General features: G+C 60.0%; 20 protein-coding genes. 7 read left to right on the top strand and 13 right to left on the bottom strand.

The window, feature by feature from the left end; genetic code table 11:
• The first annotated feature begins 14 nt into the window (after positions 1-14).
• Positions 15-653 (top strand): LysE family translocator, encoded by a 639-nt coding sequence (locus tag AC1DQM_RS23175; protein WP_064616303.1) that lies wholly within the window; start codon positions 15-17, stop codon positions 651-653.
• Between the two features lie 2 nt (positions 654-655).
• Positions 656-1,171 (top strand): N-acetyltransferase family protein, encoded by a 516-nt coding sequence (locus tag AC1DQM_RS23170; protein WP_477746910.1) that lies wholly within the window; start codon positions 656-658, stop codon positions 1,169-1,171.
• A gap of 167 nt (positions 1,172-1,338) precedes the next feature.
• On the opposite strand, the gene metR is transcribed toward AC1DQM_RS23170, so the two are convergent.
• Complete coding sequence (metR, locus tag AC1DQM_RS23165; protein WP_018926627.1) at positions 1,339-2,256, bottom strand: transcriptional regulator MetR; 918 nt, start codon at positions 2,254-2,256, stop codon at positions 1,339-1,341.
• A gap of 119 nt (positions 2,257-2,375) precedes the next feature.
• Between metR and metE the strand changes: the two genes are divergently transcribed.
• Both metE and AC1DQM_RS23155 read left to right on the top strand, forming a co-directional pair.
• Complete coding sequence (gene metE / locus AC1DQM_RS23160; RefSeq protein ID WP_477746938.1) at positions 2,376-4,688, top strand: 5-methyltetrahydropteroyltriglutamate--homocysteine S-methyltransferase; 2,313 nt, start codon at positions 2,376-2,378, stop codon at positions 4,686-4,688.
• 244 nt (positions 4,689-4,932) lie between these two features.
• Positions 4,933-5,967 (top strand): alpha/beta fold hydrolase, encoded by a 1,035-nt coding sequence (locus tag AC1DQM_RS23155; RefSeq protein WP_477746909.1) that lies wholly within the window; start codon positions 4,933-4,935, stop codon positions 5,965-5,967.
• 164 nt (positions 5,968-6,131) lie between these two features.
• Here AC1DQM_RS23155 and AC1DQM_RS23150 read toward each other — a convergent pair whose 3' ends face one another.
• A complete protein-coding gene (locus AC1DQM_RS23150; RefSeq protein ID WP_477746908.1) occupies positions 6,132-6,485 on the bottom strand; it encodes a DUF6124 family protein in 354 nt (117 codons plus the stop codon).
• A gap of 576 nt (positions 6,486-7,061) precedes the next feature.
• Here AC1DQM_RS23150 and AC1DQM_RS23145 point away from each other — a divergent pair.
• Together AC1DQM_RS23145 and AC1DQM_RS23140 are read left to right on the top strand one after the other, a co-directional pair.
• A complete protein-coding gene (locus tag AC1DQM_RS23145; RefSeq protein ID WP_064616308.1) occupies positions 7,062-7,757 on the top strand; it encodes a hypothetical protein in 696 nt (231 codons plus the stop codon).
• On the top strand, positions 7,754-8,662 hold the full coding sequence (locus AC1DQM_RS23140; RefSeq protein WP_111454730.1) for a hypothetical protein: 909 nt from the start codon (positions 7,754-7,756) through the stop codon (positions 8,660-8,662). Before AC1DQM_RS23145 ends, AC1DQM_RS23140 begins: the two co-directional genes overlap by 4 nt.
• 77 nt (positions 8,663-8,739) lie before the next feature.
• On the opposite strand, the gene AC1DQM_RS23135 is transcribed toward AC1DQM_RS23140, so the two are convergent.
• From AC1DQM_RS23135 to AC1DQM_RS23085, 11 genes are all read right to left on the bottom strand, one after another.
• Positions 8,740-9,069, bottom strand: a complete 330-nt coding sequence (locus tag AC1DQM_RS23135) for a GlpM family protein (RefSeq protein WP_172901245.1) — start codon at positions 9,067-9,069, stop codon at positions 8,740-8,742.
• Positions 9,070-9,077: 8 nt separating this feature from the next.
• Positions 9,078-10,406 carry a two-component response regulator AauR gene (gene aauR / locus AC1DQM_RS23130; RefSeq protein ID WP_086946084.1) on the bottom strand — a complete coding sequence of 443 codons (1,329 nt, stop codon included), beginning with the start codon at positions 10,404-10,406 and terminating at the stop codon, positions 9,078-9,080.
• Entirely contained in the window at positions 10,403-12,304 is a 1,902-nt protein-coding gene (gene aauS, locus AC1DQM_RS23125) for a two-component sensor histidine kinase AauS (protein ID WP_064616311.1), read from the bottom strand. The genes aauR and aauS overlap by 4 nt, the downstream gene beginning before the upstream one ends.
• 272 nt (positions 12,305-12,576) lie before the next feature.
• Entirely contained in the window at positions 12,577-13,311 is a 735-nt protein-coding gene (locus AC1DQM_RS23120; RefSeq protein ID WP_018926621.1) for an amino acid ABC transporter ATP-binding protein, read from the bottom strand.
• Positions 13,308-13,979 (bottom strand): amino acid ABC transporter permease, encoded by a 672-nt coding sequence (locus AC1DQM_RS23115; RefSeq protein WP_018926620.1) that lies wholly within the window; start codon positions 13,977-13,979, stop codon positions 13,308-13,310. The genes AC1DQM_RS23120 and AC1DQM_RS23115 overlap by 4 nt, the downstream gene beginning before the upstream one ends.
• A complete protein-coding gene (locus AC1DQM_RS23110; RefSeq protein WP_018926619.1) occupies positions 13,979-14,725 on the bottom strand; it encodes an amino acid ABC transporter permease in 747 nt (248 codons plus the stop codon). Before AC1DQM_RS23110 ends, AC1DQM_RS23115 begins: the two co-directional genes overlap by 1 nt.
• Positions 14,726-14,889: 164 nt before the next feature.
• A complete protein-coding gene (locus AC1DQM_RS23105) occupies positions 14,890-15,804 on the bottom strand; it encodes a glutamate/aspartate ABC transporter substrate-binding protein (RefSeq protein WP_026286460.1) in 915 nt (304 codons plus the stop codon).
• A gap of 433 nt (positions 15,805-16,237) precedes the next feature.
• Positions 16,238-17,776, bottom strand: a complete 1,539-nt coding sequence (gene glpD / locus AC1DQM_RS23100) for a glycerol-3-phosphate dehydrogenase (RefSeq protein ID WP_018926617.1) — start codon at positions 17,774-17,776, stop codon at positions 16,238-16,240.
• Between the two features lie 321 nt (positions 17,777-18,097).
• Positions 18,098-18,853 (bottom strand): DeoR/GlpR family transcriptional regulator, encoded by a 756-nt coding sequence (locus AC1DQM_RS23095; RefSeq protein ID WP_007938932.1) that lies wholly within the window; start codon positions 18,851-18,853, stop codon positions 18,098-18,100.
• 95 nt (positions 18,854-18,948) lie between these two features.
• The gene (gene glpK, locus AC1DQM_RS23090) at positions 18,949-20,454 is read right to left on the bottom strand and encodes a glycerol kinase GlpK (protein WP_138866890.1); all 1,506 of its coding nucleotides are present in this window, start codon (positions 20,452-20,454) and stop codon (positions 18,949-18,951) included.
• A 76-nt stretch (positions 20,455-20,530) separates the two neighbouring features.
• A complete protein-coding gene (locus AC1DQM_RS23085) occupies positions 20,531-21,382 on the bottom strand; it encodes an MIP/aquaporin family protein (RefSeq protein WP_019581559.1) in 852 nt (283 codons plus the stop codon).
• Positions 21,383-21,751: 369 nt separating this feature from the next.
• On the opposite strand from AC1DQM_RS23085, the gene ybaK reads away from it, so the two are divergent.
• Positions 21,752-22,222, top strand: coding sequence for a Cys-tRNA(Pro) deacylase (gene ybaK / locus AC1DQM_RS23080; protein ID WP_007938929.1), 471 nt, complete (start codon positions 21,752-21,754; stop codon positions 22,220-22,222).
• Positions 22,223-22,300 lie beyond the last annotated feature (78 nt).

The following is a 22,300-nucleotide window of genomic DNA, read 5'->3' as shown; positions in this document are numbered from 1 at the left end:
AGGACAGGATGCCCATGATTCCACTTCAAGACTTGCTGATTTTTGCCGCCGCGGCGTTGCTGATGGTACTCACGCCGGGGCCGAACATGATCTACCTGATCTCCCGTTCCATCTGCCAGGGACGCAAGGCCGGGGTGACGTCATTGCTGGGTGTGGTCGCGGGATTTCTAGTGCACCTGTTCGCTGCTGCAGCGGGTTTGACCGCGGTGTTCATGGCCGTGCCGGTGGCCTACGAGGTGCTGAAGTGGGCCGGTGCGTTGTACCTGATGTGGCTGGCCTGGCAGGCGGTCAAGCCCGGTGCGCGTTCGCCGTTCGAGGCGCAGCAGTTGCCGGCGGACTCGTCACGCAAATTGATCACGATGGGTTTTCTCACCAGCGCTCTGAACCCGAAGATCGCGGTGTTTTATCTGTCGGTGTTTCCGCAGTTCATTTCCCCTGAGCACGGTTCGGTGTTCAACCAGAGCATCATCCTCGGCCTGACCCAGATCAGCGTGAGCTTCAGCGTCAACCTGCTGATCGCGCTGTTCGCCGCAGGCATCGCCTCCTGGTTCGTCAACAACCCGAACTGGCTGGCGATGCAGCGCTATTTCATGGGCTTCGTCCTGTCCGGGCTGGCGGTGCGGTTGATGTTTGAGCAGCGGCGAGTGGCCTGAACATGTGGATTCAGCGGCTTGATGCCAGTCATGCCCTGGATTATCGGGCGCTGATGCTCGAAGCCTACGACTCGCATCCCCAGGCGTTCACTTCCAGCGTGCGCGAGCGCGCCACGATGCCGCTGGGGTGGTGGGAGTCGCGCCTGACCAGCAAGCTGGACCGGGTGCTCGGGGCGTTCGAGGAAGGGGAACTGGCAGGCATCGTCGGCCTGGCCTTCGAGTCTCGGGAAAAGGCCCGGCACAAGGCGACGCTGTTTGGCATGTACGTGACCGGCAAGGTGCGCCAGCGCGGGCTCGGTTATCAACTGTTACAGGCGGCGTTGGCTGAAGCGCAGAGTCATCAAGGCCTGAGGCTGATCCAGCTGACCGTCACCGCCGGCAACGAAGCCGCCTTCAGGCTGTATCAGCGCTGCGGCTTCGTGCAGTTTGGCCTGGAACCGTTGGCGGTGCGGGTCGGCGAAGACTACTTCGACAAGATCCACATGTGGCGGGAAGTGACCCCGCAACCAACGGCATAAGGGCTGTTGTGGCGAGGGGGCTTGCCCCCGTTGGGTTGCGAAGCGGCCCCGAAACCATTCAACCCGGTGGTCTCTGATAAACCGCATTCACCGGGTTTACGACTGCTGCGCAGCCGAACGGGGGCAAGCCCCCTCGCCACAGCCGCTCCTACAGGAAATCGGTCGTTCTATCGGACGGCACTAACCCCATCCAGCGTCGAAAACGACGTGTCCTTGGCCGTCAGCAAAAAGTCGCGCATGTACGGCGCATCCAGCATGTCGGCGCGGATCCCGGCATACAACGTCGCAAACAAGCCTTTCTCCCCCAGTCGCTTGGCCTTCACATAACCCCGTGAACTGTACTCATGCAGCGCCCAATGGGGCATGCCGCAGACACCGCGACCGCTGGCCACCAGTTGCATCATCATCACCGTCAGTTCCGAGGTGCGCACCTGCGCCGGTTCGATGTCGGCCGGTTCCAGGAAGCGGGTGAAGATGTCCAGCCGATCGCGTTCCACCGGGTAGGTGATCAAGGTTTCCGTGAGCAGGTCTTCGGGCACGATGTACGGCTTGCTCGCCAAGCGGTGTTGGTTCGCCACCGCGAGCATGGCTTCGTAGGTGAACAACGGCACGTAAGTGATGCCCACCAGTTCCAGCGGATCGGAGGTCACCACCAGGTCCAGGTCGCCTCGGGCCAGCGCCGGCAGCGGGGCGAAGGAGAAGCCCGAGGCCAGGTCCAGCTCGACTTCCGGCCAGGCATCGCGGAACTGGTCGATGGTCGGCATCAGCCACTGGAAGCAACTGTGGCACTCGATCGCCATGTGCAGACGCCCCGCCGTGCCACCGGCCAGCCGTGCAATGTCGCGCTCGGCACTGCGCAGCAACGGCAGGGTGGCGTCGGCCAGCTGCAGCAGGCGCAAGCCGGCACTGGTGAAGCGCACCGGTTTGGTCTTGCGCACGAACAGCGGCATGCCCATGCGTTCTTCCAGCTCCTTGAACTGGTGGGACAGCGCCGATTGGGTCAGGTGCAGGCGGTCGGCTGCATCCACCAGGCTGTCGGCTTCGCGCAGGGCGTGCAGGGTTTTCAGGTGACGGATTTCAAGCACCGAGGGCTCCATGAGGAAAACTTGTGATCAACACGAAAAGGTTGAGTTTGTCTCATGTTGGCTGAGCTGTCGACAATAGCAGCATGTTTTACAGCATCCTTTATAGAGAGAAATTCACCATGGCCCTGGCCCACACACTTGGTTTTCCGCGCATCGGTGCCGACCGCGAACTGAAAAAAGCCCTCGAAGCCTACTGGAAGGGCGATCTCGATCAGGACGCCCTGAACAGCGTCGGCCGCCAACTGCGCGCCACCCACTGGCAATTGCAGAAAGACGCCGGCATCGACCTGCTGCCCGTCGGCGACTTCGCCTGGTACGACCAGGTACTGACCCATTCCCTGACCTTCGGTGTGATCCCCGAGCGTTTCGACAGCGTCAAGGATGAACGCGGCCTGCCGACCCTCGACACTCTGTTCGCCATGGCGCGTGGCGCCACGGCAGCCTGCTGCGGCAGCGAACACGGCACCGCGCAATACGCCCAGGAACTGACCAAGTGGTTCGACACCAATTACCACTACCTGGTCCCGGAATTCAGCGCAGACCAATCATTCAAACTGAGCTGGGAACAGTTGTTCGATGAAGTCGAAGAAGCCAAGGCCCTCGGCCATAACGTCAAACCGGTGATCATCGGCCCGCTGACTTACCTGTGGCTGGGCAAAGCCAAAGGCAACGACTTCGACAAGCTCGACCTGCTGGAGCGCCTGCTGCCGATCTATGGTGAAATCCTCGGCCGCCTCGCCGCCCAAGGCGTGGAGTGGGTGCAGATCGATGAGCCGATCCTGACCCTCGACTTGCCACAGGCCTGGAAAAACGCCTTCGAGCGCGCTTACCACATCCTCCAATACTCGCCACTGAAAAAACTCGTGGCCACCTACTTCAGTGGCCTGGAAGACAACCTCGGGCTGGCCGTCGGCCTGCCTGTACAAGGTTTGCACATTGACGCGGTGCGTTCGCCGGATCAGCTCGGCCAGGTTTTGGATCGACTGCCGACCTACAAGATTCTTTCGGTGGGGCTGGTCAACGGCCGCAACGTCTGGCGCTGCGAACTGGAGCAAGCCCTGGCACAACTGCAATTTGCCCAGGAGCGCTTCGGCGATAACTTGTGGGTCAGCAGTTCCTGCTCGCTGCTGCACAGCCCGGTGGACCTTGCGCGTGAAGACAAACTCGACCCCGAACTGAAAAGCTGGCTGGCGTTTGCCGTGCAGAAGTGCGGTGAGATCGCCGTGCTGCGCGATGCCCTGAACGATCCGCAAGCGCCCAAGGTGCAAGCCGCCCTGGCTGAAAGCCGCGCCATCCAGGCCAGCCGCGCCCAATCGCCGCGTATCCACAAGGCGGATGTCCAGGCCCGCATCAACGCCATCGGCGCGGCAGACAGCCAACGCCATTCGCCGTTTGCCAAACGGATCGAGCAGCAGCGTGCGCGCTTGCAGCTGCCGGCATTCCCGACGACCACCATCGGCTCGTTCCCGCAAACCGGTTCGATCCGCCTGGCTCGTCAGGCCTTCAAGCAAGGCAAACTCTCGGCCAACGATTACACCGATGCCATGCACAGCGAAATCCGCCACGCCGTGAAAATCCAGGAACGCCTGGGGCTGGACGTGCTGGTGCACGGTGAAGCCGAGCGCAACGACATGGTCGAGTATTTCGCCGAACAGCTTGAGGGGTATGCCTTCACCCGGTTCGGCTGGGTGCAGAGCTACGGTTCGCGCTGCGTCAAACCGGCGATCATCTACGGCGACCTGAGCCGCCCAAACGCCATGACCGTCGACTGGATCACCTATGCCCAGAGCCTGACCGACAAGGTCATGAAAGGCATGCTCACCGGTCCCGTGACCATGCTGATGTGGTCGTTCCCGCGCGAAGACGTTTCGCGCAAAATCCAGGCGCAGCAGCTGGCGTTGGCCCTGCGTGATGAAGTGGTCGACCTGGAAGCTGCCGGCATCAAGATCGTCCAGATCGACGAAGCCGCGTTCCGCGAAGGCCTGCCGCTGCGCCGGGCGCAATGGCAGGAATACCTCGACTGGGCGGTGGAAGCGTTCCGCTTGAGCGCCTCCGGTGTGCGTGACGAAACCCAGATCCACACCCACATGTGCTACAGCGAATTCAACGACGTAATCGAGTCCATCGCCGCCATGGACGCCGACGTAATCACCATCGAAACCTCGCGCTCAGACATGGAATTGCTGGAGGCCTTCGAAGCCTTCGACTACCCGAACGACATCGGCCCGGGCGTCTACGACATCCACTCGCCCCGGGTGCCGGACACGGCCGAGATGGTCAAGTTGATGAGCAAAGCGGTGAAGCGCATTCCGGCCGAGCGGTTGTGGGTAAACCCCGATTGCGGGTTGAAGACCCGAGCTTGGCCTGAGACTGAGGCGGCGCTGGTGAACATGGTGGCGGCGGCGCGGCAGTTGCGCAGTCAGTTGGCCTAAATCCTGCGGCGCCTGTTCTGGCGCCTTCGCGAGCAAGCCCGCTCCCACGGGGGAGAGGTCGATCACAGAAGTTGTGTACGACATCAATCCTGTGGAAGCGGGCTTACTCGCGAAGAACGATAACGCGGTCTTGAAAATGACCGTTCAGCACTCTTCATCAAACTGTCACGTAACTGTGGCAGCGCGCTTGTACAAACTTCATCAGACTCGCGCTCTACTGGAGTTCTGCGTTTCGGTGTTTTTCATGCGTGCACGATTTTTATCCACAGCGGTCTTTCTGATCGCTGTGTTGTTCAATTTCCCGTCTTTGGCGGCGTCTCGTTGCGATGTCAATGTTCCGACCGAACAGGTCGATCTGGATCAGGTGAGTCTGGCGTACCAGAGCATCGGCCGTGCGTCCGACCCTGCGTTGTTGCTGGTGATGGGCCTGGGCGGGCAGTTGATTCACTGGCCGGACGAAGTGGTGGTCGCGTTGTGTCAGCAGGGTTTCCGGGTGATTCGTTATGACAATCGTGATGTCGGCCTGTCCACTTGGCGCCAGGCACCGGCCGAGGCCAACCTGACGTTCGAAGTGCTGCGCTACAAACTCGGTTTACCGGTGGCCGCGCCTTATACGCTGACCGACATGGCCGACGATGCACTGGGGTTGATGGACGCCTTGCACGTCGAGCAATTTCACGTGCTGGGCGCCAGCATGGGCGGGATGATCGCCCAGCATCTGGCGGCGATGGCGCCGCAGCGGGTCGAGAGCCTGACGTTGCTGATGACCAGCTCGGGTGCCGAAGGCTTGCCGGCGCCGAGTGCGGCGCTGGTGCAGTTGCTCGCGCGACGCAGTGCGCCGAATCGTGAAGTGGCGCTGGAGCAACAGGCTGATTTGCTGGCGGCGCTGGGCAGTCCTTCGGTCACTGACGATCGGCAGGCGTTGCTGCATCAAGCGGCGCTGTCTTATGACCGGGCGTTTAACCCGGAAGGCGTTAAGCGCCAGATCATGGCGATCCTTGCCGAGCGCAGTCGTGTAGATCTGCTCAACCAACTGCGCGTGCCGACGCTGGTGGTTCACGGCACCGCTGATCCGTTGTTGCCGGTGATGCATGGCGTGCATCTGGCGGCACACATTCGTGGCAGTCAGTTGAAGTTGATTCCGGGGCTGGCCCATCGTTTTCAGGAAGCGTTCAAGGCACCGTTGCTGGCGGCGGTGTTGCCGTATTTGCAGGCCCATCGCGAAGATACTTCCCACTGGGCGCAGATCGATCCGGTGGCAACTCCCAATCTTCTGTAGTTCCCAATCCAAATGTGGGAGCGGGCTCTTGTGGCGAGGGAGCTTGCTCCCGCTGGGCTGCTCAGTCTCAGGTAATCCGCATTGACCTGTTTACGACTGCTGCGCAGCCGAGCGGGAGCAAGCTCCCTCGCCACAAAAGCGCCTCAACTACAGAGGAAGCTGTTTTACGTTGGGACGAAGTTATCGAGCATCCGGTTCACCGCCAGTTCACCCAGCATGACGGAGTTCTGGATGCCGAGCACGGTATTGCGCTGCGGGCCGTTCAGCTGCCCCGCGAAATCACTCAACATCACGCTCGCCGCCAGGGACTCGCAGGCGTTGACCAGCAGGGTTTCGTTATCAGCGTTGGGGGCGACGAGGTAAAGGGTGCTGGGTTTGCGTGGGGTGTCTTTGGGAATGACCGGTTTGAGGTAGTAATCGAGGGCGCGCTCGGCGGCTTCGTTGAGCTTTTTGGAGTCTGGGGTTTCGTAGGGGGAAACGTCGTCGGTTTCCGGTGGATTTGGCGTGATCTTGAACATTGAACTGGAGCTCCTGTTAGTAGAGCTGCAACTCATCTCGCTACTAAACGGAATGGGTGGCAGCTGTGCGCAAGTTAGTAGACCGGCCTCCAGTCAAAACCGGCGCGCCCGAGGGCGCCATGCGCACAGCCACCTTCAAGTGCAGGCAACTGCCTGACTGGATGACATTTATGCGACCGGAAAAAGCCGGGCTACTAAACCCGATCACTGGGAATCAGTGACACGAACCAAGTTACCGACGGGCCCCCAGGCGCACAAGCCAGCGGATTCTGACGTGGTTGTAGGCGACGACGCAAGGCGCTGTAGCTTTCAGGAAGTAACGCTAAACAGAACTAAACACGTCTGCCCAAACACCCCAAAACCTGTGGGAGCGGGCTTGCCCGCGATGGCGGTGTGTCAGTCACCGCAGATGTCGTCTGGGCCGTCATCGCAGGCAAGCACGGCTCCCACACAGGCTCAGCCTGCGGGCATATCGTTCAAACTTTCTCCTCCTGAAGACATATCAATGTGCCACTACAGTTTTTGCCGATGCTGCCGACATAAGCAGCATCGTTAATAATCATAGGGACTTGATCCATGAATCTTCACGTTCTACGCACCTGGGCAGCACTGATGTTGTTCGCCTGCCTGACCCTCACCGGTTGTGCCCACGTGCAACCTCCAGTACCGCTGGACCAGCAGTTCTGGGATGCCAAAGAACCGACTATTGGCGTGGCGATCACTGTGGTGCCCGAGCCGGTGCTGGCATTGACCGGCAATCAGGGGCTTCTCGATTACGCCATCAACAAGGGCGTTAACAGCAAGCTCAGTGACAACGTCGCAAAATGGCAAGTGGGCGACCTTCACACCTTGCCGGATGTCCTTGTCGCCAAGCTGCAGGCCAAGGGTTACAAAGCCAAGCGGATCAACGAGCCGGTCGACCTGAATGCGTATAAGGAAACCAGTTTCCGCGAAGGCTACATGACCCGTGACATGACGCCGGTCAAGGCCGCCTACGGCGTCGATCGTCTGCTGCTGGTGAATGTCTACGCCACCGGTGCCACCCGCAGCTACTACAGCGTTGTGCCGACCAGCGTACCGATGGCGCAGGTGGGCGGACAGGGCATGGTAATCGATCTGGCAGACAACAAACTGCTGTGGTTCAAACCCTTTGTCGCTACGCAAGCCGCCCAGGGCGAATGGGACGAGCCGACCTATACCAACTTGTCCAACGCGTTCTATCAGGCTATGGACAATAGCCGTCAGCAAATGATCACCCCGTTCGCGCAATGACGCGCCTGCCCATAGTGGCGGGTGCGCTGGCCCTGCTGATGCTGACGGGGTGTGCGCAAAAACCGGCTCCTGAGGCCGGTTTCAAGGACCAGAGTGCCTTGCCTTACATCCAGGCCCACGGGCTTAAGGTCGACGTGCAGTTGCCGCCATCCTTTGTGGGTGCCAGCACCGTGATTGACTCGCAGGCCGCTTTGAAGGCTGCGTCGTCGAGTCATAATCTGGTGGCCAGTTCAGGCAACGGTGCCGGGCTTGCCGGTTTGCTGGTGGCCAGCCTGATCAACACCCAGATGGGCAGCGGCAGCTTGCAGCGCGATGCGGAAAAAACCGCGCTCAACGAGGCGCGACCGATGGCCGACTTGCTTGCAGGCGTTCCATTGCAGGAGCGCCTGCAACAGCGCTATCAACAGGCTTCGCAAGCGGCCGGGTTCAAGCAAGGAGAAGGGCAGGTCACCGCACGCCTGGTGATTGAGCCCAAACTGATGCTTACCCCCGATCGCGGCAGTTTCGTGCTGATCAATCAGGTGCAGGTCCAGGATATTGCCGGTTCGGCGCTGTATCGCATGCGGATCGAAGTCGTCAGCCAGCCGATTCGGCGCTGTGGCAAGCAGTGCATCGACGACGGCGACCTCGATTTGGCGAAGGTCACGGCGGTGCTCGACGAGTGTATCGATGAATCGATGCGGGTTCTGGCCACTGACCTGATGCAGCCGACACCGCCAGCGACCGCCCAGGAAACCTTGCGTTATAACCTTGATGGCCAGCGAGTGGTCGAGCGTGGTTATCAACTGGCCAACAACGGAAACTATTGGCGTTATCGCAACCTCTACGGGGCGGTGAAATCGGTGCCGGTGCCGTTTGAGGATGCGTTGACACCAACGCAGTTGCAGAAGGTTTACGGGCAGTAACCACTTACACCTGCAGGAGCCGCCTTCGCAGCTCCTGCAGGTGTATGCAAATGCAGCAGGCCGCGATTTTTTTGAATTTAGCCGTGCAGGCGCACCCACACGCTGACCAGCACTGTCGCCGCCATCAACCACGCCACTGCCGCCACCGCTAGCGAAGCCTCCAGTCGCATCCGGTCGACCATCACATACAAGGTCGCCAGATAGACGAAGTACGGAATGATCGACCACATGCCAAACACGATGGTGGTCTTCAGATCATCCAGTGAACGCCCTTTCCCGACGATGTAATGAGCGATCAGCGCAAAGGTCGGAAACAGCGGCACCAGGCCTGCAATGTAATAGTTTCTGGTCTTGGCCAGCATGGCGAGGATCACCACCACCGCCGCGCCCAGGGTTGCTTTGAAAATCAGGTCCATCAGTGGCTCAGCCCGTATTTCTTCACTTTGTCGAACAGTGTGGTCTTGGCCATCCCCAGTTCCTGACTGGCTTGGGTCAGGTTGCCGCCGCTGCGCTGCAAGGCATCGTTCAGCAGGTTGCGTTCGAAAGCTTCCACCGCTTCGGCGAAGGCCAGGCCCTGATTGCTGCCGCTGGCGCCGGTCTTCTTGAAGGCCGGCAGACCGAGGGCGAAGCGTTCGGCGACGTTGCGCAGTTCGCGCACGTTGCCTGGCCAGTCGTGGCTCATCAGAATCGACACGGTCTGGTTGTCCAGTTCAGGCAGCGAGCGGTCGAAGCGCAGGGATGACTGCTGCAAAAAGTGCTCGAACAATTGCAGGATGTCTTCGCGGCGTTCGCGCAGCGGCGGCAGTTCCAGGGTGACCACGTTCAAACGGTAATACAGGTCGCTGCGAAACTCGCCGGCCTTGCTCGACTCATCCAGGTCGGACTTGGTCGCGGCGATCACCCGGCAATCCACCGCCACGCTCTGGTTCGAACCCAGGCGTTCGAGGGTGCGTTCCTGCAGCACCCGCAGCAGCTTGATCTGCAACGGCAGCGGCATGCTTTCCACTTCGTCGAGGAACAGCGTGCCGCCATCGGCGTGTTCGATCTTGCCGATCCGCCGTTTGCCGGCACCGGTGAAAGCGTTGGCCTCGTGGCCGAAGATTTCGCTTTCGAACAGGTTCTCCGGCAGGCCACCGCAGTTCAGCGCGACGAACTGTTTGCTGTGCCGACGGCTGAAGTCGTGCAGGCAACGTGCAACCAGTTCCTTGCCGGTGCCGGTCTCGCCTTCGATCAGCACGTTGGCCGACGTATCGGCGACGTTGGCGATCAGTTCCCGCAGGTTCTGCATGGCCGGCGAGCGACCGATGATCCGGCCTTCGAGGGAATCGCGCTCGAACAGTTGGCGACGTAACGAGGTGACTTCCCGCGCCAGGCTGCGTTGCTCCAGTGCACGGCGGGCGACGTCCACCAGGCGTTCGGGGGAGAAGGGTTTCTCCATGAAGTCGTAGGCGCCTTTCTGCATCGCGCCGACGGCCATCGAGATGTCGCCGTGGCCGGTAATCAACACCACCGGCAGGCTGCGATCGCGGGCCTTGAGCCGGGTCAGCAGTTCCAGGCCATCGATGCCCGGCAGGCGGATGTCGCTGATGACGATGCCGGCGAAGTTATCGCCCACCCGCTCCAGCGCTTCTTCGGCGCTGCCGACGCCGATGCAGGGAATGTCTTCGAGCGTCAGTGCCTGTTGGCAACCGAGCAGCACATGGGGGTCGTCTTCGACGATCAGCACACTAAGGTCGTTGTTCATATTGGCTCGGCGGGAGTAGGGCTTACCAACGGTAAACTGAGGACGAAGGTGGTGCCACCGCTGGCCGGGTGTTCGACACCCAGATGCCCGCCCGTGGCGGCGGCCAGGCTCGCCGACAGGGTCAGGCCGAGGCCCAGGCCCTGTTCGCCGGGCTTGGTGGTGAAGAACGGTTCGAACAGATGCTTGCGCGCTTCGGCATCGATGCCGTGGCCGTTGTCGCGCACCCGCAGGCGATACTTGCCGTCGTATTCCTCGCCTTCGAGCCACAACGTCGGTTGGGGCTGCGACTGCATGGCATCGAGCGCGTTGCCGATCAGGTTGACGAGGATCTGCTCCAGACGGGTCTGGTCGATCTGCACCTGCACGTCGGTGAAATCGCGATGCAGTTGCAGCGGCACGCTTTCCATCCGGCTGCCCAGCAGTTGCAGGGCGGCGTCCACGCCTTTGCCGAGGCTGGCCTGGCCCTGGTCATCGCCGCGTCGGGCGAAGGAACGCAGGCTGGCGGTAATCCGGCCCATGCGGTCGATCAGTTCATTGATGGTTTTGAGATTGGTGCTGGCCACATCCAGCTGACCGCGCTCCAGAAAGCGCACGGTATTGCCGGACAAGGTCCGCAAGGCTGCCAGCGGTTGGTTCAATTCGTGGGCGATGCTGGTGGACATCTGGCCGATGGCCGCCAGTTTGCCGGCCTGGACCAGTTCATCCTGAGCGCGGCGCAAGGTTTCTTCAGCCTGCCGACGCTCACGAATCTGCCCCTTGAGCCGTTCGTTGCTGGCACGCAGGTCAGTGGTGCGTTCGGTAATCCGACGCTCCAGTTGATTGTTGGCTTCCTGCAAGGCTTCCCGCGCCGCGAGGCGGGTGGCGATCACTTTGCGCCGCTCGTTCCAGGCGATCAGCAGGAAGGCCACCAGGGCAAACGCCACCGCCACCAGGATTCCCTGATTGATCGCTTCACGCCGCAGGTCTTGCAGGGGCGTGAGCAGGGTGAAATTCCACGGGGTGTCGCTCAGCGGCCGGGTTTGCGACAGGTAGCTGATGTTCTCTTCATCGGACACCAGTTCGCTGTTGGCGGGGAAGGTCAGTTTTTCCTCGCCTTCAGCCAGTTTCTCTCGGGCCAGCGGTTGCAGTTCATTCAGCGGATACCAGTAGTACTGAAGGCTGCGGGCCAGGCGTTCCTTGGTGTCGTCGCTCAACGGCAGCACCGACTTGAGCCGCCGCGCCGGATCGCTGGAGAGGATGATGATGCCGTTCTCATCGCTGACGAACGCTTCCAGGCGTGCGCGCTGCCAGCGTTCTTCCATGGCTTCGAGGCGCACCTTGACCACCGCGACGCCGGTGATCTTGCCATGTTCCTCCAGGCCATGAGCCAGGTAATAGCCGGGTTCGCCGCTGGTGCTGCCGATGCCGTAGAACCGCCCCGGCTGGCCGCGCACGGCGTTCTGGAAGTAGGCGCGGAAGGACAGGTCTTCGCCCAGATAACTGTCGACATCGCGCCAGTTGCTGGTGGCCAGTACGCGTCCGGTGGTGTCCATCACATAAATGGCCCGACTGCGGCTGCGCCGGTTCAGGCCTTCGAGGTATTCGTTGACCCTCTGCCGCAGTTCCGGCGACGGGTCTGCCAACAGCTGGGAAACACTCGATTCGAGTTCCAGCAGGCTGGGCAGGTAGGTGTATTTGCTGATCTCGCTTTCGACGGCGCGCGCGTGCAGTTCCAGCTGACGCTGGCCATTCTCGCTGAGGCTGCGAATGCCGTAGTGTTCACTGACCCAGAAGCCGATGTAACCCAATCCGATCATCAGGGCGATGATCAGCGGCGGCAGGAACAGATGGCGAATCAAACGGGGTTTCACGGCGAGTGATGGCGGCGCGGCGCGATAGAGAGTGGAGTCGCATTTCATCACAGATGCCTTGGGTCAACCACAACACAATATCCATATCCCCACGGGCCCCGTGGGAGTTGCTGTATGGCAAGGGGGCTTTTGTGGCGAGGGGGCTTGCCCCCGTTGGGTCGCGAAGCGGCCCCAATATCTGGATTCGGGTTGTATCTGACAATCCGAGTATTCAGGTAGTGGGACTGCTACGCAGTCCAACGGGGGCAAGCCCCCTCGCCACAGCGGCCCCCTCGCCACAAAAGCCCGCTCCCACAATTAGGGGAGCGGTGCCTTCCTTCTTAGTGCTGCAGAATCTTCTCGAGGAAATGCTGCGCACGCTCGGAGCGGGCGTTGATGTCGCCGAAGAACTCTTCTTTCCTGCAGTCTTCGATAATCTTGCCGGCGTCCATGAAGATCACCCGGTCCGCGACCTTGCGGGCGAATCCCATTTCGTGGGTCACGCACATCATGGTCATGCCTTCGTGGGCCAGTTGCACCATCACATCCAGCACTTCGTTGACCATTTCCGGGTCCAGTGCCGAGGTCGGTTCGTCGAACAGCATGACGATCGGGTCCATCGCCAGCGCACGGGCGATCGCCACACGCTGTTGCTGGCCACCGGAAAGCTGGCCCGGGTGCTTATGCGCATGGGCAGACAGCCCGACGCGCTCAAGCAGTTGCAGGCCTTTCTTGGTGGCTTCTTCCTTGCTGCGACCCAACACCTTGATCTGCGCGATGGTCAGGTTTTCGGTGATGGTCAGGTGCGGGAACAGTTCGAAATGCTGGAACACCATGCCCACCCGCGAACGCAGTTTCGGCAGGTTGGTCTTCGGATCGGCGATGGACGTGCCATCGACGATCAGGTCGCCTTTCTGGAACGGTTCCAGTGCATTGACGCACTTGATCAGGGTGGATTTGCCGGAACCGGACGGCCCGCACACCACGATCACCTCGCCTTTTTTGACCTCGGTGCTGCAATCAGTCAGTACCTGGAAGTCCCCATACCACTTGTTGACGTTCTTGATAGAGATCATACGGCGAACCTTTTTTGCAGACGCTTGACCAGCTGCGAGGCGGCAAAGCTGATGATGAAGTACGTGAGACCTGCGAAGATCAGGAACTCATTGGAGCGGCCGATGATGTCGCCACTGGCACGCGAGGCATTGAGGAAGTCCACCAGGCCGACCGCGTAGACCAGCGAGGTGTCCTGAAACAGGATGATGCTCTGTTGCAACAGCAGCGGGGTCATCTTGCGGAACGCTTGCGGCAGGATGATCAACCGCATCATCTGGCCATACGTCATACCCATGGCCTGGGCGGCGCTCATCTGGCCCTTGGGAATCGACTGCACCCCGGCCCGGACGATTTCGCAGAAGTACGCTGCTTCGAACATCATGAACGCCACGATGCACGAGGCGAACGCGCCGATCGGGGTGTCTTCGCCGGTGATCCAGCGCAATACGAACGGCACCGCCAGGTAGAACCAGGTGATGACCAGCAGCAGCGGGATCGAGCGGAAGTAGTTGACGTAGGCGCCGGCAATGTTCGACAGCAGTTTGTTGTGGGACAGGCGCATCAACGCCAGGACCGTGCCGAGGATGATCCCGCCGCTCACGCCCAGGGCCATCAGCTGGAGGGTCATGACCATGCCGTTCCACATACCCGGCAGGGACGGAATGATGCCCGAGAAGTCGAATTCCATCATTTACCCCCTACGGAAATCAGGCCCGGCACGGCGACTTTCTTCTCGACCGCGCGCATCAGCAGCATCAGGCTCATGTTCAGGGTGAAGTAGATCAGCGTTGCCAGGGTGAAGGCTTCGAACAGGTTGGCGGAGAACTCGGCGGTCTGTTTGGTCTGCGCCAGCAGCTCCATCAGGCCGATCAGCGACGCGACGGAGGAGTTCTTGAACACGTTCAGGAATTCCGAGGTAAGCGGCGGAATGATGATGCGATAAGCCTGGGGCAGCAGCACGTTCCAGTAGATCTGCGGCAGCTTGAAACCCATGGCGCGGGCAGCGGATTCCTGGCCGCGGGGCAGCGCCTGGATACCGGTGCGCACTTGTTCGCAAACCCGGGCCGTGGTGAACAGGCCCAGGCACACGACGACACTGAGGAAGGCCGAGGTGGTCGGGTTCAGGTCCTGCTTGTACCAGTCCTGCAGGTTTTGCGGCAGCAGGTCGGGCACCAGGAAGTACCAGATGAACAGCTGCACCAGCAGTGGCACGTTACGGAAGAGTTCGACGTAGCAGGTCGCGATGCCCGATACGATGCGATTCGGCACCGTGCGCATGACACCCAGGATCGAGCCCAGCAGCAGCGCGATGATCCAGGCGGCGACGGCGATGGCGATGGTCCAGCCTAAACCGGAGAGGTACCAGTCGAAATAAATTTCGCTGCCCACGCCGGTGGACTTGAAGAACACGCCCCAGTCCCAGTTGTAATTCATTAGGGTCTCCCCTCGGATTCGATCGATGTACAAGTGCCCGATGACGGTCAGGCACACGCGAACGGCTCGACAACCACCGGTTCGAGTGTTTCCAGAAATGCCAGCAGGGAGTGACAACCCCTGAAAGGGCAGAGGCCTTCTCAGGGGGGAACGTTAGTCAGAAATCAGGATTTCTTTTCGTCAGCCGCTTTGTCGGTCGGATTGGCGATCAGGGTCTTGAGCTCGTCGCTCATCGGGAAGTTCAGGTTCAGGCCTTTTGGCGGGATTGGCTGCATGAACCATTTTTCGTAGATCTTGTTGATCTCGCCCGACTTGTAGGTCGCGATGATTGCGTCGTCGACGGCTTTCTTGAACGGTGCGTCGCCCTTGCGAACCATGCAGCCGTAGATTTCGAACGATTGTGGTGTGCCGGTCACGGCCCAGTCATCCGGCTTCTTGGCCTTGGCCATTTCACCGGCGAGCAAGGCGTCGTCCATCATGAAGGCCACGGCACGGCCGGTTTCCAGCATCTGGAAGGATTCGCCATGGTCTTTGGCGGAGATCACGTTCATGCCCATCTGCTTGTCGGCGTTCATCGACTTGAGGATGCGCTCGGACGTGGTGCCGGCGGTGGTCACGACGTTCTTGCCTTTGAGGTCGGCGAAATCTTTGTAGGGCGAGTCTTTCTTGGCCAGCAGCTTGGTACCGATTTCGAAGATGCCGGCGGAGAAATCAACTTGTTGCTGACGCTCGACGTTGTTGGTGGTGGAGCCGCACTCGACGTCCACGGTGCCGTTCTGCACCAGCGGGATACGGGTTTGCGAGGTCACCAGGTTGTATTTGACCTGGAGGTTGGGCATGTCCAGGTCTTTCTTGATGGCTTCGACGATTTTCAGCTGGATATCGTGGGAGTAGCCAACCGGTTTGCCGGAAGCGTCCGCGATGTAGGAAAACGGAATGGAAGCGTCACGATGCCCGAGGGTGATGGTGCCGGACTCTTTGATCTTCTTCAGTGTGCCGGTGAGTTCGGCGGCGAAAACTGGAGTGCTAATCAGAGCGGCAGCAATGGCTGCGCCCAGGAGATGGGGAACGATGCGCATCAAATTTTCCTCGACATTGTTTTTTTTATGGAGCCAGTTCATCGGCCTTTTTTGGTGCTTCGAATGCCTGGCGGCTCCTGAAGGAGTAGCGCAATAAACATTCGTCCGGGAGAGTAGAGCATGACTCGTGCCAGACCATGCATCATCTATCAAATTATTGATTTTTAAGAGTATTTTAATGTTGGTGACGTTGAGTTTGTTGTCGGATGATCCGGTTTTCCGAATCGACCGAGGAGTCGCGTTCGGAAAACCGAATGGATTGATTCACACAAAACTGTAGGAGCGAGGCTTGCCCGCGAAGGGGGCACTGCGGTCTGTCTGTTGAACCGCTTTATCGTTCTTCGCGGGCAAGCCTCGCTCCTACAGTAATGCGCGGTATGAAAAAGCCCCTGAATCGTGAGATTCAGGGGCTTTGGTTTAACCGGATACCCGATCAGGCCGCTTCGATCTTGCTGCGGTTCTGTTCGAGCTTGTTCAGGTAATCCTTGAGCTTCTGCTGTTCCGCCGCAGTGGTGAACAGCCCAAGCTTGCTGCGGCGCCACAGGATGTCATCGGCGGTGGTCGCCCATTCTTCGCTGCACAGGTAGTCGACTTCGCGGGTGTAGAGGCCGCCGCCGATGTGTTCGCCCAGGTCACCGAGGTTTTCCACGCCTTCGAGCATGCGCCAGGTGCGGTTGCCATAAGTGGTGGACCAGCGACGGGCGATCTCGGTGGGGATCCAGTCGAACTTGTCGCGGATTCGCGAACTCAATGCCTGTGGAGTCGTCATGTCTTCGCCACCGGGCAGGGGCGCGCTGGCGGTCCAGCTTGGCTTGATGTGCGTGAAGTACGGGGCCAGTTGCGCCAGCGCCGACTCGGCCAGTTTGCGGTAGGTCGTCAGCTTGCCGCCGAACACCGACAGCAACGGCGCTTCTTCACCAGAACCCGACAACGCCAGGGTGTAGTCGCGGGTGACGGCCGACGGGTTGTCGGATTCGTCGTTGCACAGCGGACGAACGCCGGAGTAGCTGTGCAGGATGTCCGCGCGGCTGAGTTGTTTCTTGAAGTGGGCATTGACCACTTTCAGCAGGTAATCGGTTTCGCCTTCAGTGATCGCCACTTTTGCCGGGTCGCCGGTGTACTCGCGGTCGGTGGTGCCGATCAGGGTGAAGTGGTTCAGGTACGGAATGGTGAAGACGATGCGCTGATCTTCGTTTTGCAGAATGTGCGCGTATTCGCCTTCGTACAGTTTTGGCACGATCAGGTGGCTGCCCTGGATCAGACGGATGCCGTATGGCGATTCCATCTTCAGGTCGTCACGAATGAACTGGGCGACCCATGGGCCGGCGGCGTTCACCAGTGCCTTGGCGCGGATCGAAAACAGGCTGCCATCGGCGCGTTCCAGGTTCATGTGCCACAGGCCCTTGGTGCGACGGGCACTGACGCAGCGGGTTTGCGTATGAACGTGAGCACCTTTCTCGCGGGCAGCCATGGCGTTCAGTACGACGAGGCGTGCGTCATCGACCCAGCAATCGGAATATTCGAAGCCTTTGGTGATTTCGCTTTTCAGCGGGCTGTCCGGGCCGAACTTCAGGCTTTTCGAGCCTTCGAGTTTTTCCCGTTTGCCGAGGTGGTCATAAAGGAACAGACCGGCGCGGATCATCCAGGCCGGACGCAGGTGCGGGCGGTGGGGCAGCACGAAGCGCATCTGTTTGACGATGTGCGGCGCCTTGGCCAGCAGCACTTCGCGCTCGGCCAGGGCTTCGCGCACCAGGCGGAACTCATAATGCTCCAGGTAGCGCAGGCCACCGTGGATCAGCTTGCTGCTGGCCGACGAGGTGTGGCTGGCCAGATCATCCTTTTCGCAAAGGAACACCGAAAGGCCGCGACCGGCGGCATCCGCTGCGATCCCCACGCCATTGATCCCACCACCAATGACGGCGATATCGTAGACCTCGGCGAGAGGGGGCGTAGGCAAGGTAGAAGTGGGCATCGGCTGGCCTCGGGCTTTTTTGATTTCTATATTTGAATTCGAACATTAATGTTCATTTGCGAAAATACTAGCCCATAAAGACGCCCACAGCCAGCGTGCTTCGATTGAAAATACTGATCGAAGGGCCGTTAAAGGAAAATTTTCGAACATTGAATGATGGTAGGGACTGCTTTTGTGGCGAGGGAGCTTGCTCCCGGTGGGCTGCGAAGCGGTCCTATAACCGGCTACCGCGGTATCTCAGGAAGAACATGTTGTCTGATTGGCGTCTGCTGTGCAGCCGAACGGGGGGGGGCAAGCCCCCTCGCCACAGGGGGGATGTGCTTACACGACCTCCAGCCGAATCTTGTGCTGGCTCAACAACTGCGCCAGGGCCGGCGAAGGCGGCTGGTCGGTGACCAGGCAATCGATCAGGCTGATCGGCCCCAGGCGAATCATGGCGTTGCGCCCGAATTTGCTGGAGTCCGCCGCGAGAATCACCTGTCGGGCGTTGGCGATGATCGCCTGGGATACCCGCACTTCCTGATAGTCGAAATCCAGCAAGCTGCCGTCTTCATCGATACCACTGATGCCGACCAGGGCGAAGTCGACCTTGAACTGGTTAATGAAGTCGACGCTGGCTTGACCGACCACGCCACCGTCACGCCGCACGTTGCCACCGGTCAGCAGCACGTCGAAGTCGTCCTTGGCGCTGAGCATCGAGGCCACATGCAGGTTGTTGGTGATGATCTTCAGGTGGCTGTGGTTGAGCAGCGCCCGAGCAATGGATTCGGTGGTGGTGCCGATATTGATGAACAGCGAGGCGTGATCGGGAATCTGCGCCGCAATGGCTTCGCCGATACGCTGCTTTTCATCGCGCATCTGATCGGCGCGCATGGCGTAGGCGGTGTTTTCGACGCTGGAGTCGTAGGCTGCGCCGCCGTGATAGCGACGCAACAGATTCACTTCCGCCAATTGATTGATATCGCGGCGGATGGTTTGCGGTGTAACGACGAACAGCTGGGCCATTTCCTCGATGCTGACATAGCCGCGTTCGCGGACCAGTTCCAGGATTTGCTGCTGACGGGGAGGCAGATTCATGGGGCTTCCTTTGGGCTGCCGTGCAAAATTTGCCCATGATGCCGCAGGAATCCGCTCCCTACCAGTTACAACCGGATACGAGTCCGGTCCGTGGCTTATTCAGCGCCTTCGTGCGGTTCCCAATCGCGAGTGCGGCTGACGGCTTTTTTCCAGCCAGCGTAGAGTTTTTCCTTCGCGGTTTCGTCCAGCGCTGGTTCAAACTCGCGCTCGATCACCGCCTTGCCGCGCAACTCGTCCAGGCTGCCCCAGAAACCGCAGGCCAAACCCGCCAGGTAAGCGGCGCCCAACGCGGTGGTTTCGCGCATTTTCGGGCGCTCGACTTGAGTGCCGAGGATGTCGGCCTGGAATTGCATCAGGAAATTGTTCGCCACTGCACCGCCGTCCACGCGCAGGGCTTTCAGGCGTTCGCCGGAATCCTGCTGCATGGCGTCCAGAACGTCGCGGGTCTGGTAGGCAATCGACTCAAGCGCGGCACGAATGATGTGATCCACGCGTACGCCACGGGTCAGGCCGAACAACGCACCACGGGCATACGGGTCCCAGTACGGAGCGCCCAGACCGGTGAAGGCCGGCACCAGGTACACGCCGTTGCTGTCCTTGACCTTGTTGGCGAAGTATTCGGTGTCGTGGGCGTCGTTGATGATTTTCAACTCGTCTCGCAGCCACTGCACGGTGGAGCCACCGTTGAACACCGCGCCTTCCAGCGCATAGGCCACTTCGCCACGCGGGCCGCAAGCGATGGTGGTCAGCATGCCGTGCTTGGACTTCACTGCTTTGTTGCCGGTGTTCATCAGCAGGAAGCAGCCGGTGCCGTAGGTGTTTTTCGCCTGGCCTGGCTCGACGCACATTTGGCCGAACAGGGCGGCCTGCTGGTCGCCGGCGATACCGCCAATGGCGATGCCGCTTTTGGTGTGGCCGTAGATTTCGGACGAGGACTTAACTTCCGGCAGCATCTCACGCGGGATGTCGAGGACGTCCAGCATCTTCGCGTCCCACTCCAGCGTGTGGATGTTGAAGAGCATGGTGCGCGAGGCGTTGGTGTAGTCGGTGACGTGCACCTTGCCGCCGGTAAATTTCCAGATCAGCCAGCTGTCGACGGTGCCGAACAGCAGTTCACCCTTGCGCGCCCGCTCACGGCTGCCTTCGACATTGTCGAGGATCCACTTGAGCTTGGTGCCGGAGAAGTACGGGTCGGTAACCAGGCCCGTGGTGTCGCTGATGTATTGCTCGTGGCCGTCGCGCTTGAGCTGCTGGCAGATTTCGGTGCTGCGGCGGCACTGCCAGACGATCGCGTTGTAGATCGGGCGGCCAGTGGTCTTGTCCCAGACCACGGTGGTTTCGCGCTGGTTGGTGATGCCGATGGCCGCGACCTGGTCGTGATGCAGGCCGGCTTGAGCCAGGGCTTCGACCATCACGGCGCTCTGGGTGGCGAAGATTTCCATCGGGTCGTGTTCGACCCAACCGGCTTGCGGGTAATGCTGTGCGAATTCACGCTGGGCGGTGCAAACCACGTTCGCGTCGCGATCGAAAATGATCGCGCGGGAGCTGGTCGTACCCTGATCGAGGGCAATGATGTAGTTCTTATTCTGAATGTCGGTCATGTCGATTGCCTTGGACGAAATAAGGAAGTGAAGTCAGGCGCGGGATCAAAATGGGCAGGATCACGCGCCAACGGTTTCAAGACGTTCTTGGTTTGCCGTCAATGGCCAGTGCTGCGTCCTTTGTAGCAGGTATGGCGCTGGGCAGATGACGGGCAATCAGCCCGCGATAAGCTGCAGCACCGAGACAGGCACCGACAATCGGTGCAAAAACCGGAATCAGGAAGTACGGGATATCGCGTCCGCCAGTGAAGGAAATTTCACCCCAGCCTGCAAAGAAAGTCATCAGTTTAGGACCGAAGTCGCGGGCCGGGTTCATCGCGAAACCGGTCAGCGGCCCCATCGAGCTGCCGATCACGGCAATCAGCAGGCCGATCAACAACGGCGCCAGCGGTCCTTTGGGCAGGCCATTGTTGTCGTCGGTGAGCGACATGATCACGCCCATCAGAATGGCGGTGATGATCACTTCAACCAGAAAGGCCTGGCCCGTGGACAGGGCAGGGTTCGGGAAAGTGGAGAACACCGAGGCCAATTCAAGGCTGGCTTCGGTGCCACGAACCATTTGGTGAGTTTGTTCGAAATCGAAGAACAGGTTGCTGTACAGCGTGTAAACCAACAATGCCCCGCAGAAGGCACCGGCGACCTGGGAGAAGATATAGAAAGGCAGTTTGCGCTTTTCGAAGTCAGCGAAAATGCTCAGCGCGATACTCACGGCAGGGTTGAGGTGCGCACCGGAAACACCGGCGGTGAGGTAGATCGCCATGCTGACGCCAACCCCCCAGATGATGCTGATTTCCCACAACCCGAAGCTGGCACCCGCCACCTTGAGCGCGGCAACGCAGCCGGTACCGAAAAAGATCAGCAGTGCAGTACCCAGAAACTCGGCCATGCATTGGCTCGAGAGCGACGGTTGTTGTAACGCAGTTGTCATTGAAAACCTCGTTTTTGTTGTTGTCTGGCGCTTTTCCATCGAGGTCAAAGCGCGATTTTCACCGAGGCAGGATCCCCATCCTGTGCTCGGCTTACTGCCGGGTGCTGCGGTGAGACGTTCGTGCTGTGTTCACATTCGAAAAAATATAGACAAGAAGCACTGCTGTCAAAGGTCGAAAGTGAACCATTAGTCATATTTAAACTATTAGTCCTGTGAATGATCGCATCGTTCATCCGGTGAGAAGCGTGTGGACGAACGACCGAAAGCCCGGCCAGGCTCTGGAAATAGCAGCGCAATAGAGCCTTTTATCGATCAATGACCTAGAATCCTGCGCAGTATTTTTCTTCTGCCGCCAAGTCTGGAGCTGTCATGACCCCCGCATTGGATTTGTTGAAAAAAGTTCGTGCCGAACATCGTGTGCACAGTTACGAACATGATCCGAAGGCAGCGTCCTATGGTCTGGAGGCCGCGGAAAAACTGGGCCTGGACCCCGCGCAGGTGTTCAAGACATTGCTGGCGGCCAGCGAGAAGGGGGAGTTATTGGTGGCGGTGGTGCCGGTCGTCGGAAGTCTGGACTTGAAGGCGCTGGCACAGGCCGCAGGCGTGAAAAAAGTCGAAATGGCCGATCCAGCCGCTGCGCAGCGTTCGACGGGGTATCTGTTGGGCGGTATCAGCCCGCTCGGGCAGAAGAAGCGCCTGCGCACGTTTATCGATCATTCGGCCCAGCCGTTTTCCAGTATCTTCGTCAGCGCCGGGCGGCGCGGTCTGGAAGTCGAACTGGCGCCTGCCGTGTTGGCCGAACACACCCAGGCGAAGTTCGCCGATATCGGTCGAGCCTGAGCAGAAGGTCTTGGGCTAACAACCCGGCGCTGTATGGTGGAAATTGGTTCGTTCTGTCACTGGTGAAGGGCTATGCCG

The organism is Pseudomonas sp. 01L34, from assembly GCF_056400265.1.
Note: the sequence above shows the minus strand (reverse complement) of the source record. Positions and strands in the feature narration are given on the sequence as shown.